The sequence below is a fragment of the Corticimicrobacter sp. genome, from assembly GCF_040137905.1.
Taxonomy (GTDB): Bacteria; Pseudomonadota; Gammaproteobacteria; order Burkholderiales; family Burkholderiaceae_B; genus Corticimicrobacter.
The window spans coordinates 23,163-38,834 of record NZ_JBEFDG010000068.1 but is presented as its reverse complement, the minus strand read 5'-3'; the positions used below and the strand labels follow the sequence as shown (position 1 = coordinate 38,834).

The 15,672-nt window shown below is 58.0% G+C and carries 14 protein-coding genes; 12 read left to right on the top strand and 2 right to left on the bottom strand.

The window, feature by feature from the left end:
* Positions 1–252 precede the first annotated feature (252 nt).
* A complete protein-coding gene (gene queF, locus ABN482_RS11445; RefSeq protein WP_349504108.1) occupies positions 253–1,077 on the bottom strand; it encodes an NADPH-dependent 7-cyano-7-deazaguanine reductase QueF in 825 nt (274 codons plus the stop codon).
* A gap of 310 nt (positions 1,078–1,387) precedes the next feature.
* Between queF and aceA the strand changes: the two genes are divergently transcribed.
* From aceA to ABN482_RS11395, 10 genes are all read left to right on the top strand, one after another.
* Positions 1,388–2,701, top strand: coding sequence for an isocitrate lyase (gene aceA, locus ABN482_RS11440; protein ID WP_349504107.1), 1,314 nt, complete (start codon positions 1,388–1,390; stop codon positions 2,699–2,701).
* Between the two features lie 312 nt (positions 2,702–3,013).
* Positions 3,014–3,898 (top strand): P-type ATPase actuator domain-containing protein, encoded by an 885-nt coding sequence (locus ABN482_RS11435; RefSeq protein ID WP_349504168.1) that lies wholly within the window; start codon positions 3,014–3,016, stop codon positions 3,896–3,898.
* A gap of 122 nt (positions 3,899–4,020) precedes the next feature.
* Positions 4,021–4,209: a cbb3-type cytochrome oxidase assembly protein CcoS gene (ccoS, locus tag ABN482_RS11430; protein WP_349504106.1), complete on the top strand. Its 189-nt coding sequence runs from the start codon at positions 4,021–4,023 to the stop codon at positions 4,207–4,209.
* A 77-nt stretch (positions 4,210–4,286) separates the two neighbouring features.
* Positions 4,287–5,783 (top strand): cytochrome-c oxidase, cbb3-type subunit I, encoded by a 1,497-nt coding sequence (ccoN, locus tag ABN482_RS11425; protein ID WP_349504105.1) that lies wholly within the window; start codon positions 4,287–4,289, stop codon positions 5,781–5,783.
* A gap of 12 nt (positions 5,784–5,795) precedes the next feature.
* Positions 5,796–6,461, top strand: a complete 666-nt coding sequence (ccoO, locus tag ABN482_RS11420; RefSeq protein ID WP_349504104.1) for a cytochrome-c oxidase, cbb3-type subunit II — start codon at positions 5,796–5,798, stop codon at positions 6,459–6,461.
* 12 nt (positions 6,462–6,473) lie between these two features.
* Complete coding sequence (locus ABN482_RS11415; RefSeq protein WP_349504103.1) at positions 6,474–6,653, top strand: cbb3-type cytochrome oxidase subunit 3; 180 nt, start codon at positions 6,474–6,476, stop codon at positions 6,651–6,653.
* A complete protein-coding gene (gene ccoP, locus ABN482_RS11410; RefSeq protein WP_349504102.1) occupies positions 6,646–7,572 on the top strand; it encodes a cytochrome-c oxidase, cbb3-type subunit III in 927 nt (308 codons plus the stop codon). Before ABN482_RS11415 ends, ccoP begins: the two co-directional genes overlap by 8 nt.
* Positions 7,573–7,704: 132 nt before the next feature.
* Positions 7,705–7,956, top strand: coding sequence for a FixH family protein (locus ABN482_RS11405; protein WP_349504101.1), 252 nt, complete (start codon positions 7,705–7,707; stop codon positions 7,954–7,956).
* A 469-nt stretch (positions 7,957–8,425) separates the two neighbouring features.
* Positions 8,426–9,565 (top strand): oxalate decarboxylase family bicupin, encoded by a 1,140-nt coding sequence (locus tag ABN482_RS11400; RefSeq protein WP_349504100.1) that lies wholly within the window; start codon positions 8,426–8,428, stop codon positions 9,563–9,565.
* A 69-nt stretch (positions 9,566–9,634) separates the two neighbouring features.
* The gene (locus ABN482_RS11395) at positions 9,635–10,561 is read left to right on the top strand and encodes an AEC family transporter (protein ID WP_349504099.1); all 927 of its coding nucleotides are present in this window, start codon (positions 9,635–9,637) and stop codon (positions 10,559–10,561) included.
* Between the two features lie 136 nt (positions 10,562–10,697).
* Here the strand turns inward: ABN482_RS11395 and ABN482_RS11390 are convergent, their stop codons facing one another.
* Positions 10,698–11,423 carry a helix-turn-helix domain-containing protein gene (locus tag ABN482_RS11390; protein ID WP_349504098.1) on the bottom strand — a complete coding sequence of 242 codons (726 nt, stop codon included), beginning with the start codon at positions 11,421–11,423 and terminating at the stop codon, positions 10,698–10,700.
* 229 nt (positions 11,424–11,652) lie between these two features.
* Between ABN482_RS11390 and clpB the strand changes: the two genes are divergently transcribed.
* Together clpB and ABN482_RS11380 are read left to right on the top strand one after the other, a co-directional pair.
* Entirely contained in the window at positions 11,653–14,253 is a 2,601-nt protein-coding gene (clpB, locus tag ABN482_RS11385; protein WP_349504097.1) for an ATP-dependent chaperone ClpB, read from the top strand.
* A gap of 182 nt (positions 14,254–14,435) precedes the next feature.
* The gene (locus ABN482_RS11380; protein ID WP_349504096.1) at positions 14,436–15,662 is read left to right on the top strand and encodes a GGDEF domain-containing protein; all 1,227 of its coding nucleotides are present in this window, start codon (positions 14,436–14,438) and stop codon (positions 15,660–15,662) included.
* The last annotated feature ends 10 nt before the right edge of the window (positions 15,663–15,672 follow it).

Below are 15,672 nucleotides of genomic sequence, written 5' to 3'. Positions count from 1 at the left end.
AACTACATGTAGAGGCGTGTTGATAGTCTGGGCCATATATATGGTAGATATCAATCACCCTGTGATGAGCCGGAGTGTACTCTTTTCAAGGCGTGATGCGTAGTCCTTGAAAAGGTCGAACTTATATGCACCTAATTCCCGAGAATAGGGTGGAACAGGAAGCGTCGCCACTTTGCCCTGTAAATACGCCGCGTGTTATCCCTGGTGTTTTAAATGCATCTTTTTGTAAGGGTGGCGACATTCCCACAGGTGTTACTGACGGGCGCTGCGCAGATTTGGGGGAGCGACACGGGCGTGACTGGCGCGCCAGGGATTGATGTCCAGACCGCCACGCCGGGTATAGCGCGCATACACGAACAGTTCATCGGGATGGCAATGGGCCATGATATCGCCGTAGATCTGTTCCACGCACAGCTCGTGGAAGCCGGTGTGCAGGCGGAACGAGACGATGTAGCGCAGCAGGCTGGCATGGTCGATCTGGTGTCCCCGGTAATGGATTTCCACATGGCCCCAGTCGGGCTGGCCGGTCACCGGGCAATTCGAGCGCAGCAACCGCGAATACATCCGCTCTTCCAGGTGAGGTGCTTCCGGCAGGCACTGCAGCAGGGTGGGAGCCGGGTGGTAGTCGTGGATGTCGATGTCGAGCAGGTCCAGGCACAGGCCATCCGGTTCTGCAATGCGTGTCTGAGTCAGCGTGTCCTGCAAGAGCAGGCGGACCTCGACCGGGCCGCCTGCTCTTGCGCTGAGATCCTGGCGCAGGTGGCCGAGTACGGTGTCGGCGTCGGCAAAGCGTGTCTGGTTGAACGAGTTCAGGTAGAGCTTGAACGTCTTGGACTCGATCAGGCAGGGCGTGTCGCAGGGAAAGTCGAATTCGGCCAGGGCCACGACGGGTTTGCCGCGTGCGTTGAGCCAGGACAGTTCGTAAGCGTTCCAGATATCACTGCCATGGAATGTCGGCGACTCATCCAGTCCGATGTGACGGCGGCCCTCTACACGCGGAATGGCCTGCAGGATGTCGGGCTGGTATTGGTCGGGGTAGTGCACCGTGCGGCCCAGTGCGGACAGATGTGTCGTCATGATGTCGGGGTTGCCTGAATGCGGATGCGGTGATTGTAGGGGATCGCCGATTTCATATGCCGGACAGTGCTTTTCATAATACGAAAAGTCATGTTGCACAGCAACGCAGTCCGGTTTCATAGGTTGCATTTTCTTTTCGTATCGTGAAAATAATTTCTTATTTAATTGATAATAAAGAATTAAATTTATTGTCTTGTATAAGACATAAGTGTTTATTGCTGCGCAACATAGGCATACACTGTTTCTCAACAGATGGGCACACATTGGCCCACATACAGATTTCCTTCCTGTCATTACTGGAGACGATGCCATGAGCAATACCCGTGAAACCGAAATCCGCAATCTGCAGAAGAAGTGGGCCGAGGACCCCCGCTGGCAGGGGATCAAGCGTGGCTACAGCGCCGAGGACGTGATCCGCCTGCGCGGTTCGCTGCCGATCGAGCATACGCTGGCCCGCCGTGGCGCCGAGAAACTCTGGAAATTGCTGCATACCGAGCCCTTCATCAATTCGCTGGGGGCACTGACCGGCAACCAGGCCATGCAGCAGGTCAAGGCGGGTCTCAAGGCAATCTACCTGTCGGGCTGGCAGGTGGCGGGCGATGCCAATCTGGCGGGCGAGATGTATCCTGACCAGTCGCTCTATCCAGCCAACTCGGTGCCCCAGGTGGTGCGCCGCATCAACAATACCTTGCAGCGTGCCGACCAGATCCAGTGGTCGGAAGGCCGCAACCCTGGTGATGAGGGCTATCTCGATTTCTTTGCGCCCATCGTGGCCGATGCCGAGGCAGGTTTCGGTGGTGTCCTCAATGCCTACGAGCTGATGAAGGCCATGATCGAGGCGGGGGCTTCGGGGGTGCATTTCGAGGATCAGTTGGCCTCGGTCAAAAAGTGTGGCCACATGGGTGGCAAGGTGCTGGTGCCGACCCGCGAAGCGGTGTCAAAGCTGATTGCCGCACGCCTGGCTGCCGATGTGCTGGATGTGCCCACCTTGTTGCTGGCGCGTACCGATGCCGATGCGGCCGATCTCGTGACCAGTGATGTGGATGAAAACGACCAGCCTTTCCTGACCGGTGAGCGGACTGTGGAAGGTTTCCATCGGACCCGCGCGGGTATCGAACAGGCGATTTCTCGTGGCCTGGCGTATGCGCCCTATGCCGATCTGATCTGGTGCGAAACGGCTACGCCCAACCTGGAGTATGCCCGCCAGTTTGCCGATGCCATCCATCGCCAGTTTCCGGGCAAGCTGCTGGCCTATAACTGCTCGCCGTCGTTCAACTGGAAGAAAAATCTCGACGATGCCACCATTGCCAAGTTCCAGCGCGAGCTGGGTGCCATGGGCTATAAGTACCAGTTCATCACGCTGGCCGGTTTCCACGCGCTCAACTATGGCATGTTCGACCTGGCGCATGGCTATGCGCGTCGCCAGATGAGCGCCTTTGTCGAGTTGCAGCAGAAGGAATTCGATGCGGCCGAACGTGGCTTTACCGCCGTCAAGCATCAGCGCGAAGTTGGGACCGGCTACTTTGATGTCGTGACCCAGACCATCGAGGGGGGGCGTTCGTCGACCACGGCACTGACCGGCTCGACCGAAGAGGCCCAGTTCGAGGCTGCTGCCATCGCCTGACGGCGCAGCGCCCGCAGTAGCGTAGTCGGTACTTGTCCAGGTGCCGCCCGTCTTCCAGGCTGGGTGTGGCGCATATGGAACCACCCGTCCCAGGACGGGTGGTTTTTTGCTTTTGTAGCCCAAGTGTATTGATGCGTGTCAATCTTGAGATGCATCAAATCGGCAGGGCAGCATTGATTTATGATGCTCATCATGAGTTCTGCACCTATTTCTTCCGAGCCGGAAGCGACTGCCCCAAGGGCGTCCTTTCTCGAGGGCCTGTTCAAGGCGGGGGAACGCCTGTCTCCGGAGTCCCGCCTCGAGCGGCGTCGCATGCTGGCCAAGTTGGGGCTGGCCTGGCTGATGATGATGCAGGTCAGTACGCTGGCCCTGCCTGGCTATCTGCGCAGCAGTTCGATGGCCGAGGAAACGCTGATCACGCTCGACTGGGCGATCTATCTGATGAACTGGGCCAGTCTGGTCATGACGCTGCCGGTCGTGCTCTATTCGGCGCTGCCGATCTGGCGCGGTGCGTTTGTCGCATTGCGCAATGGTCGGATGGGCATGGACGTGCCGGTGGCGCTGGGGATCGTGGCGGCCTTTTTTCCGAGTGCCTATGCCACCTGGACTCAGAATGGCCACGTCTATTTCGACTCCGTCGTCATGTTCGTATCATTCCTGCTGACGGCCCGCTATCTCGAACTGGCGGCGCGGCAGTCCTGTGAAGGGCTGCGCCTGCCCGCCGACATTCAGGTGCGTCGCCGCATGGAGGCCCAGGCGGATCGCATCGCAGGGGTTTTTGTGACGCTGCAGATATCCATTACCCTGATAGTGGCACTGGTCTGGTGGCAGCTCGATCCAGCCCAGGTCCTGCCGATCAGCGTGGCATTGCTGGTCATGAGCTGTCCCTGTGCCCTGGCGATGGCCGTGCCGACCGCCATGGCAGCAGGCGACGCCACGGTGGCGCGCATCGGCGGGCTGGGCGAAAGCCAGTTGCAGGCCTATTATGCGCGGGTGCGCCGTGTGGCCAACCAGAACCTCTACGGCTCGCTGGCATGGCACCTGCTGGCATTGCCCCTGGCTGCCATGGGCTGGGTTGCGCCCTGGCTGGCGGCGCTCAGCATGCTGCTGTCGTCCCTGGCCGTGGTTATCAATGCCTGGCGCCTGAGCTGGCGATCGCAGACGGCTACGCTGGGTGTCGCAAAGGCCCTGGCGTGATGCTCTGTGCGGTATCGTGCGTGTGCTATTCTTTACGCTCGATTCATGCGCAAGGCATGAACAGGCAAGCGGTATTTTGTGACCAAAAACAACGAATCTGTTGTTCGAAATAGGGGAGCGCAATGGAAATTCTGTACCTGTTGCTGCCCATTTCCATGGGATTCGTGCTGTTGATCGGCGGGGCGCTCTGGTGGGCGATCTTCTCCGGCCAGTTCGAAGGCACCGATAATGCCGCGCAATCCGTCCTGCTGGACGATGACAAGCCATCCGATACGCCTTCAGAGTCTCCGGAGCAGACTGACGGGCGTTGATATAGGTCAACACAATAGCGGGTGCTTATAGGCAAAATAGCATCCGTAAATTTGTGTTCCTTAATAGGGGATGGACCATGAGTGATCGCGCGGTAAGCGCAAATATTGCGGATACCTTTAATTACAAGGTAGTCCGGCAATTTGCCATCATGACGGTGGTGTGGGCGGTTGTTGGTTTGCTTGTGGGGGTCATTATTGCCGCCCAACTGATCTGGCCTGCACTCAACTTCGATACGCCCTGGCTGACCTATGGTCGCCTGCGGCCGCTGCATACCAATGCAGTGATTTTTGCGTTCGGCGGCAGTGCACTGTTCGCAACGTCGTACTACGTGGTACAGCGCACCTGTCAGGCGCGGCTGTTCTGCGACAAGCTGGCGGCCTTTACCTTCTGGGGCTGGCAAGCCGTCATCGTGGCAGCCGCCATTTCCCTGCCCATGGGTTACACCAGCAGCAAGGAATACGCTGAGCTCGAATGGCCTATCGACATCCTGATCACGCTGGTCTGGGTGTCCTATGCGATCGTGTTCTTCGGTACCATCGTCAAGCGCAAGGCGCGCCACATCTATGTGGCCAACTGGTTCTATGGTTCGTTCATCCTGACCATCGCCATTCTGCACATCTTCAATAACCTGGAAGTGCCCTGGGGCTGGTTCAAGTCCTACTCGGCCTATCCCGGCGTGCAGGATGCCATGGTGCAGTGGTGGTATGGCCACAACGCCGTGGGCTTTTTCCTGACCACCGCGTTCCTGGGCATGATGTACTACTTCGTGCCGAAGCAGGCTGATCGTCCGATCTATTCGTATCGCCTCTCCATCGTCCACTTCTGGGCGCTGGCCTTCACCTACATGTGGGCCGGTCCGCATCACCTGCACTACACCTCGTTGCCTGACTGGGTCCAGTCGTTGGGCATGGTGTTCTCGCTGATCCTGCTGGCTCCTTCCTGGGGCGGGATGATCAACGGCATCATGACGCTGTCCGGTGCCTGGCACAAGCTGCGCACCGATCCGATCCTCAAGTTCCTGGTGGTGTCGCTGTCCTTCTACGGTATGTCGACCTTCGAAGGTTCGATGATGTCGATCCGCACGGTCAACGCGCTGTCGCACTACACCGACTGGACAATCGGCCACGTGCACTCGGGTGCGCTCGGCTGGGTGGCCATGATCAGCTTCGGTTCGCTCTACTACGTGATCCCGCGCATGTTTGGTCGCGAAAAAATGTACAGCACCTCGCTGATCGAACTGCACTTCTGGGTTGCGACCATCGGTATCGTGCTTTATATCGCTGCAATGTGGATTGCCGGTGTGATGCAGGGTCTGATGTGGCGTGCTACCGAGCCTGACGGTACGCTGACCTACACCTTCGTCGAAGGCGTGAAGGCGACCTATCCGTTCTACCTGATTCGTCTGATGGGCGGTGTACTGTTCCTGACGGGTGCCCTGGTCATGGCCTGGAATACCTACAAGACGGCGATGGCTGGCAAGGCTATCGACAATCTCGAGATCCCGGATAGCCTGGCTGATCAGTCGAAGGCAAAGCCGGCTGCAGCAGCTTCTGTCGCGACAGCTCAAGTTTGAGGAAGAAAGGTCATGTCAGAAAAAAAATCCAAATTCTTTTCGCACGAAACGATTGAAAAGAACGTCGGCCTGATGATCGTTCTGAGCATCCTGGTCGTTGCCGTTGCTGGCTTGGTGCAGATCGTGCCGCTGTTCTTCCAGCATTCGACCACTACACCGACTCCGGGCGTCGAGCCCTACGAGCCGCTGCGCCTGCTGGGTCGGGATATCTATATCCGCGAAGGCTGTGTCGGCTGCCACTCGCAGCAGATCCGTGCACTGCGTGCCGAGGTTCAGCGCTATGGCGAGTTCTCGGTGGCAGGGGAGTCGGTCTACGACCACCCCTTCCTGTGGGGCTCCAAGCGTACCGGTCCCGATCTGGCCCGCGTGGGTGAGCGCTATTCCGATGAATGGCACCGCATTCACCTGCGCAATCCCCGTGCCGTGGTGCCCGAGTCGAACATGCCTGCCTATCCCTGGCTGCAGAACACGGCTCTGGATACCAGCGAGCTCCAGTCGCGCATGAATGCGCTGCGCTTCCTGGGCGTGCCCTACACCGAAGAACAGATTGCCGCGGCACCTGCTCAGGTTGATGGACAAGGCTATACGGAAGAGGACGCCCTGGTCGCATATCTCCAGGGGCTTGGGGTGGGCGTGCGTGACGCCCGTGAACAGGCAGCGCAGGCTGCTCAGCAATAACAGGATCTTTATATGAACGGCACTCTGAATGGCATCATGACTTTGGTCGGGCTGGTGTTCTTCATCGGCATCGTATGGTGGGCTTTTTCCAAGGGCCGCAAGAAGGCCAACGAAGAAGCAGCAATGCTGCCATTCGATCTGCCGGAAGAAGACTCCGTGGAACAAAAAGAAAGGAAGAACGGGCATGAATGATTATGTCAGCGGCTTTTGGGGATATTACGTTGGCGGCATTTCCCTGGCCGGTATTCTCTGGTGCGTCTGGCTGCTCTGGACGCAGCGCGCCTGGCTGGGCAAGCGACCGCCCAACACTGCTGAAAACACGGGCCACGAATGGGATGGTGTGGCCGAGCTGAACAACCCGGTGCCGCGCTGGTGGACCTGGATGTATCTGCTGATGTGTATTTTCGGCATTGGCTATCTGGTGCTCTACCCGGGCCTGGGCAGCTATGGCGGCTACTTGCAGCATACGCAGGCCAAGGAAGTCCAGGATGCTCTGGCTGCCGAGGCTGAGCGGGTTCGTCCGATCTATGCCAAGTTCGGTGCGATGGATGTCACCGAGATTGCCCAGGATCCGGATGCCATGGCCATTGGTCAGCGGTTGTTCCTGAATACCTGTGCACAGTGCCACGGTTCCGACGCACGCGGCAGCACCGGTTTTCCCAACCTGGCCAACGATGACTGGCAATATGGTGGCGACCCTGAGACCATCGTCCAGACCATCACCTATGGTCGCCATGGCATCATGGCACCGCTGGGTGAGGTGATCGACGGTGCAACGGCTGTGGATATCGCCAACTATGTGCGTTCCCTGTCTGGTCTGGCCCATGACCAACTGCGTGCCGTTCGCGGTGAGCGGGCTTTCATGGAAACCTGCGTGGCTTGCCACGGCGCAGATGCCAAGGGCAACCAGTTGCTGGGTGCGCCCAACCTGACGGACGATGTCTGGATCTTCGGTAGTTCCGAAGCCAAGATCGTCGAGGCGATCCAGAATGGCCGTACCAACCGCATGCCGGCGCACGAGAAGATCCTGACGCCCGAGCAGATCAAGATCCTGGCTGCCTGGGTCTGGAGCCGCCCGGACAATCCTGTGCCTCCTGTTGCGCAGCAGTAAACAGCAGGAAGGATCGCACCAGTCAGTGTGATCCTTGCCGCACCCTTTCCGAAGCGCGTATCATGAAGATATCGGCATCAGGGAACGGGGGCGGCGCTTTCGTTTCAACATGCACTTATTTGGGTGGTCAACATGGCAACAGTAAAAGCAACGAATCTGCAATCCGGCCCGTGGTGGCGTGAGCCCTGGCCCTGGTTCCTGATGGCGGGGCCGGCCATTGCGATCGTTGCCTGTGCCGTGACCATTACCCTGGCACTGCAGCAATTCAGTGATCAGCCTCTCAACGAAGGCCTGAAGCGCGGGCTGGTGATCGAACGGGTGCAGCCTGCCCAGGCTGGCGCAGCATCTGTGGTGATCGAGCAGGTGGATGTGACGGAGCGCTGATCACCCATCTGTTGATGCAGAAATGCCTGCCCGATTCGGGCAGGCATTTTTTTTGCCTGTCGATAGCCCCTGACAGTAGATCATATGTGTGAATCGACGGCTTTGACTGTGCATCATGACGCTGTTTTGTGCTTTTTGTCGTGAATCATATTGAGTTGTGTTGGAATGTTTTGAATGTTTTTTTGTGTTTTATATTTATGAATTAATAATATATTCACAGTTCCGTTGGTTTTTTTGTGGCTGATGGCAATCGATTTGTTTTGATTGGGTTTTTGCTTTCGACAGGGCAAATATTAATTCATTGTTTTTGTATATTTCAAAATTGACTAGGTGTTTTCCCTTATGGGAAATTGAATTTCAGTATTACCTTGAATGGTCATGTTGCTACTGATAATATCGATTGGGTCTTGATCTATCGGTTAAATAGATCAATGGCTTTTTTGGACATAACTTGATCGAGGTGATATGTATGACTGAGAAAGACGCTCTGCAGCCTATTCGTGGTGATAAAGGTGCGACTGATCCTGGCCCTCGCAATATTGAACTTGATCGTCAGAATCCCGATATTCTGATTCCTCCCGAAACCGACAACGGTTCCATCCCCAATCTCAAATTCTCCTTCGGCATGGCGCATAACCGCCTGGAAGAAGGTGGCTGGGCACGCGAGGTCACGGTGCGCGAATTGCCGGCGGCCAAGGGTCTGGCTGGCGTGGATATGCGCCTGGATTCGGGTGTGGTGCGCGAACTGCACTGGCATAAGGAAGCGGAGTGGGGGTATGTACTGGAAGGCCGTTGCCGCGTCACTGTGGTCGATCCCGACCGCAACGTGTTCATTGATGATCTGGAAGCCGGTGATATCTGGCTGTTTCCCTCGGGGACACCCCACTCGATCCAGGGTCTGGAGGGCGGCTGCGAATTCCTGCTGGTGTTCGATGATGGCAACTTCTCGGAAAATGAGACGTTGCTGGTTACCGAGCTGATGGCGCATATGCCGCGTGACGTGATCGCCAAGAATTTCGGCATTCCTGCCGAGCATTTCGACAATCTGCCGCCCAAGGAAAAGTATATTTTCCGCCTGCCTGTGCCGGCACCGCTGGAAGAGGTGCTGAAGGACTTGCCCGACCAGCGTCCACACAATCCCTACACGATCCACTCATCTGAACTGAAGCCTACGCAATGGGGGCCGGCAGGTGCCACGACCATCATTGATGCCAAGAATTTCCCGATCACCAATATGTCGGCCTTGATCATCGATCTGGAGCCGGGTGCATTGCGTGAAATCCATTGGCATCCGGACGGTGACGAGTGGCAGTATTACCTGTCGGGCGAGGCGCGCATGACCGTGTTTGATGCGACGTCCAAGGCACGTACCTTCAATTATCGGGCGGGCGATGTGGGTTATGTGCCCCGTACGCTGGCGCACTATATCGAAAATATCGGCGACAAGCCTGTACGGGTGCTCAATATCTTCAATACGCCGATCTACAAGGATATTTCCCTGAACCAGTGGTTGGCCCTGACGCCGCCGGATCTGGTGCGTGGACACCTCAATCTCGATGATGTGGCCATGGCTGCGCTGCGCCGCGAACGACGCTCCGTCGTCAAGTAAAGGCTGGTGCCCGGGCTTTCCGGCAACAAACCGGAAAGCCCGGCCTTCAAAAGGCAATGGAGTACTGTCATGACTGCAATCATTCAGGACATCGTTTCGATCTTTTTCGTGCTGCTGCTTGGTTTTCTGGCAGGAAAGCGCAATATTTTTGATCAGACCCAGGCTGCCGGATTCAATAAACTGGTCCTGGATTACTGCTTGCCGGCGGTGCTGTTCGTGTCCATCGTCAAGTCTTCACGCCAAGAGCTGTTTGCCGATAGTCGGCTTTTCATTGCCGCCTTTGCGGTGCTGATCGCCTGGTATTTCATCGCGCTGATCGGGGCTCGCCTGGTATTCAAGCATGACAAACAGGAAGCCGGGTTGGCAGGCTTGAGCGCAGGGGCTCCAACGGTCGGCTTTCTGGGTATCGCGGTGCTGACACCGATCTTCGGTGGTTCGGCGGCAATGACCGTGGCCATTATGGCGCTGATCGTCAATGTCCTGCTGGTACCGCTTGGCATGTTTTTCGTGGCACCTGCGGGTACCAAGCCGACAGCGGCCTTGATCAAGGCCGTCAAGGAGCCGGTTGTGCTGGCACCTTTGATCGGTTTTGTGCTGGTCTTGATTGGCGTCAGGGTGCCTGAAATGATCGATCCGCCGCTGTCGCTGATCGGACACGCCAACTCCGGGGTTGCCGTCTTTGCCGCAGGCCTGGTCCTGTCTGCGCACAAATTCCAGATCAGTCTGGAAGTCATCTGGAACAGCATTGTCAAGATGATCCTGATGCCTGCCAGCATGCTGGCGGTCTGCCTGCTGCTTGGCGTTCCTGATGCGCACCTGGAGCAAATGGTACTGCTGGCTGCGTTGCCTCCGGCCTTTACCGGCATCGTGATGGCGGGCCGTTTCCAGACCTACATCAATGAGGCATCTTCGACCCTGATTGTCTGCGTCCTGGCTTTTGCAGCTGCTGCGCCGGGCTGGATCGCGCTTGTCCGCTATGTGCTGGCACCGGGTTGAGCAGGCGCTTTGCTGCAGGCGTGAAATTTCCTTGCTGAAATGAAAACGGGCTCCGCAAGGAGCCCGTTTTTCGTGACGGATGTGATCGGATCGTGTCCCGTGATTGCAAGGGCGATCTCTGCCAGGCCTTCGCAGGCTAAGTGTCCTGGCCGATCAGTTTCTTGAGGCGTGGCATGTCGAGAATCTCGACTTCGCGCTGGTTGATGCGGATCATTTCTTCTCGGGCAAACCGCGAAAACAGTCGGCTGACGGTTTCCAGCGTCAGCCCGAGATAGTTGCCGAGATCTTCGCGGCTCATGCGCAGCACAAACTCGTTGGCCGAGTAGCCCAGCATCGACAGCCGCTGGGATAAATTGAGGAGGAAGGCGGCCAGACGTTGCTCGGAACGCAGCGAACCCACCGTCAGCAGCATGTGCTGCGAACGGATGATTTCCTTGCTCATGAAGCGGCGGAATTGTGGCTGCAGGGCAGGGACCTGTGAGGCAATGCGATCCAGGTCTGCGAGGCGGATGACGCACATTTCTGTGTCTTCCAATGCCACTGCCGTGGACATATGATGGCCTTCGAGCATGCCATCCATGCCGACCAGTTCACCGGGCAGATGAAAGCCGGTGATCTGGAGCTGGCCTTCGGCGCGCTCTATCTGGGTCTTGATCGAGCCCGAGCGCACGCCGTACACGGCATCCAGTTCGTCGCCCAGCGTGTAGAGCGTACGGCCTTTTTCTACCCGCACGCGCTCACGAACCAGTGCGCTCAGCTTGTCGATGTCTTCGGCCGGCATGCCGACCGGCAGACAGACATGCCCTAGCATACAGGTCGAACATTGGGTGGAATCGCCAGTAATGGGTACCCGTTTTTGCATGTATCTGCGTGAATATCTGGTCAACAGTGGAGGCTATTGTAGTCTGTATCTATGAAGATAGGCAGATGGCCCCTTTTTCGGCTATCTTCGCTTTTACCATATCTGTGTTGATTGTGGTGGCATGTCTTGAGTTTTGCGGGTTCACCCTTATCTAATTGTCCATCAGCAATGTCCGGGTAATGCTGGCCTGTCTGGCTGCGCGGATATAGAAACAAACAGGGAAAAAATCATGCGATTCGACAGATTCACGACCAAGTTCCAACAGGCGCTGGCCGATGCCCAGAGCCTGGCTGTACGCAATGACCATCCATATATAGAGCCGGTGCATGTGCTGTCGGCGCTGCTGGCGGATGCCGATTCCGGGGCCGGCAGCCTGCTGGCGCGTGCCGGGGTGGCCGTCAACCGGGTAGGGGCGGCGCTGGATGGTGCGCTCAAGGCGTTGCCGCAGGTGCAGGGCGGAGACGGCAATGTGCAGGTCGGCCGTGACCTGCAGGCAGTGTTGGCTCGTACTGACAAAGAGGCTGCCAAGCGTGGTGATACCTATATTGCCAGCGAGCTGTTCCTGCTGTCGCTGGCCGATGACAAGGGCGAAGCGGGCCGCATCCTGCGTGATGCGGGGCTGCAGCGCGCACCGCTCGAAGCCGCCATCGAGGCAGTGCGTGGTGGTGCATCGGTGCAGGATGCCGAAGGTGAAGCCAATCGCGAGGCGCTGGGCAAGTACACGCTCGATTTGACGGCGCGTGCCCGGGAAGGCAAGCTCGATCCGGTGATCGGCCGGGACGACGAAATTCGCAGGGCCATCCAGATCCTGCAGCGTCGCACCAAGAACAACCCGGTGCTGATCGGTGAGCCGGGGGTCGGCAAGACGGCCATCGTGGAAGGGTTGGCCCAGCGTATCGTCAATCACGAGGTACCCGAGACGCTCAAGAACAAGCGCGTGCTGTCGCTCGATCTGGCCGCCCTGCTGGCAGGTGCCAAATTCCGCGGCGAGTTCGAGGAACGCCTGAAGTCGGTACTCAAGGAACTGGCCCAGGAGGCGGGCAACTGCATTGTCTTCATCGACGAAATCCACACCATGGTGGGGGCCGGCAAGGCCGAGGGTGCCATGGATGCAGGCAATATGCTCAAGCCTGCCCTGGCGCGTGGCGAGCTGCATTGCATTGGTGCCACCACGCTCGATGAATACCGCAAGTACATCGAGAAAGATGCCGCCCTGGAGCGTCGCTTCCAGAAAGTGTTGGTCGGCGAGCCGGATGTCGAGTCGACTATCGCGATCCTGCGCGGTCTGCAGGAGCGCTATGAACTGCATCATGGCGTCGAGATTACCGACCCGGCCATCGTGGCGGCGGCCGAGTTGTCGCATCGGTACATCACCGACCGCTTCCTGCCCGACAAGGCCATCGATCTGATCGATGAGGCGGCTGCCCGCATCCGGATGGAAATCGATTCCAAGCCTGAGGTGATGGATCGCCTCGACCGACGGATCATCCAGCTCAAGATCGAGCGCGAGGCCGTGCGCAAGGAGACCGACGAGGCGTCCCTGCGCCGACTCAAGGCTATTGAAGACGAGTTGGAGAGTCTGCAGCGCGAGTACAACGACTACGAAGAGATCTGGAAGGCCGAGAAGGCTGCCGTGCAGGGTACCCAGGCGATCAAGGAAGAGATCGAGCGCTTGCGTGCCGAGATGGCCGAGGCCCAGCGCAAGGGGCAGTTCGACAAGCTGGCCGAGCTGCAGTATGGGCAGTTGCCTGAACTGGAGGCGCGCCTGCGTACTGCCGAGGGTAGCGAAAAGGTGGTGAACGAGGGGGGCAGCGAGCGTCCGCGCCTGTTGCGTACCCAGGTAGGCACCGAAGAGATTGCCGAGGTCGTGTCGCGTGCCACCGGCATTCCTGTGTCCAAGATGATGCAGGGTGAGCGCACCAAGCTGCTTGAGATGGAAAGCTTCCTGCACAAGCGCGTCGTCGGGCAGGACGAGGCGGTGCGGCTGGTGTCGGATGCCATCCGCCGCTCCCGCTCCGGCCTGTCTGATCCGAACCGACCCTATGGCTCGTTCCTGTTCCTGGGGCCGACGGGGGTGGGCAAGACCGAACTGACCAAGGCGCTGGCCGAGTTCATGTTCGATGCCGAGGATCATCTGATTCGCATCGATATGAGTGAGTTCATGGAGAAGCATTCGGTTGCCCGCCTGATCGGCGCGCCGCCGGGATATGTGGGCTACGAGGAAGGGGGCTATCTGACCGAGGCCGTGCGGCGCAAGCCGTACAGCGTGGTGCTGCTCGATGAGGTCGAAAAGGCGCACCCCGATGTATTCAATGTGCTGCTGCAGGTGCTGGATGATGGTCGCCTGACGGACGGTCAGGGCAGGACGGTCGATTTTCGCAATACCGTCATCGTCATGACGTCCAATTTGGGCTCGCAGCAGATCCAGAACATGGCGAACCAGCCGTATGAGGCGGTCAAGGCGGTGGTGTGGGATGAGCTGAAACAGGCATTCCGTCCCGAGTTCCTGAATCGTATCGACGAGGTGGTGGTGTTTCATGCGCTTGGCAGCAAGCACATCGAGTCGATTGCCCGCATCCAGTTGCAGCGTCTGGCGCAAAGGCTGCAGAAAATGGACATGGAGCTTGATGTGTCTGAGGCTGCACTGGCGCAGATTGCCCAGGCTGGGTTTGATCCTGTATTCGGCGCCCGTCCGCTCAAGCGGGCGATCCAGCAGTATATCGAGAACCCCGTGGCCAAGTTGATTCTGGAGGGGCGCTTCGGGCCGCGTGATGTCGTGCCGGTTGATTGGCGCGATGGTCAGTTTGTATTTTCGCACGTGTTGCAATAATCGACGCATGAGCGGTTTGATGGGGCCGCATCTCTTGGCAGATGCGGCCCCATCGTCGCGTGAGTCAATGCTGGAGATAGACACGTTGATATGGAACAAGACATTTTTTGTTGCCGTTTGATTAAATGGGATATCGAGGAGCAAGAAAAAACGATTGCTCGTTGAGAAGGAGCGGTTCCGATATGCTGAACATCAAGCACTCTTGGTCCTCTATCCTGCAGAATATCGTTGGACCGACGCATCCTTCGTTTCGGCAATTACTGCGGCTGGTGGTGCCGTTTGGGCGTTCCCCATCCATTCGTCGTCATGCGGCTTCGGTCATCATGGCTCGGGTGCAATTGATCTGCTTCCTGTTTGCCTGGCTGGTGCCGCTGTGCGCAATCGTTGACTGGTGGGTCTTTGATGCGGTCGAGGCAACCAGGCTGACCATTTTGCGCTTCATCGCCGGAGCGGTCTTTGCCGTGCTGGCCTGGCCGCGTGATCTGCCGCCGCGTCGGCCATATCGCCAGGCCATGCGAATGCTGTTTTGCATGCTGCTGGTTCCTTCGCTGTTTTACCTTGGCGTTCTGCTGGCTGTCGATATTGCGAGCCTGACCGAGGAACAGCGACTGGTCGTGCAGCTGTATGCCCTGATGCCGACTATCGTGCTGGGCGGCTTGGCGATTTTTCCGCTGTCTGCGCTTGAAATCCTGTTGCTGTCACTGCCTGCCCTGACGACGGCGGTGGCAGGGTTGCAACTGTCCGATCATGCACTCTCGCTGACGCAGCATGGGGCGACACTCTGGTTCATGTGCATGATGACGGGCGTGTCGATGTTTTCGGGGATGAGTCAGTCGCACTACATGGAGAGTCTGGTGCACCAGGCCACGACAGACCCTCTGACGGGGGCGCTGACGCGGCGCTCGGGGGTTGAAACCCTGGAGCGGCTGTTTTTGCTGGCGGAACAGGCGGATGCGCCACTGGCGCTGGCCTTTTTCGATATTGATCATTTCAAGTCTATCAATGACCAGTTTGGGCACGATGCGGGTGACCAGGCGCTGCGGTCGCTGGTGGCCGAACTGAAAAAATACCTGAGGCGAGGGGATGCGCTGGTGCGCTGGGGCGGAGAGGAGTTTGTCGTCGTACTGCCTGAGATGGCAGTATCCCAGCTACCTATTTTCCTGGGGCGGATACAGGCGGGAGGGCTGGGGCAGCGGCTGGATGGACGCGCGCTGGCTGCCTCGGTGGGCATTGCCGAACGGCGCGCCGATGGTGCCGGGGATTGGACATCATTGGTTGAACTGGCTGATCATCGGATGTACCAGGCCAAGCATGAGGGCCGTTCATGTGCCGTGATGCCGGACCATAGTGTCGTGAAACTGACGATTGCCGACAGGCAGGATTTGACCAGTGTGGTCGGAAAAAGCTAGAATCTTATGT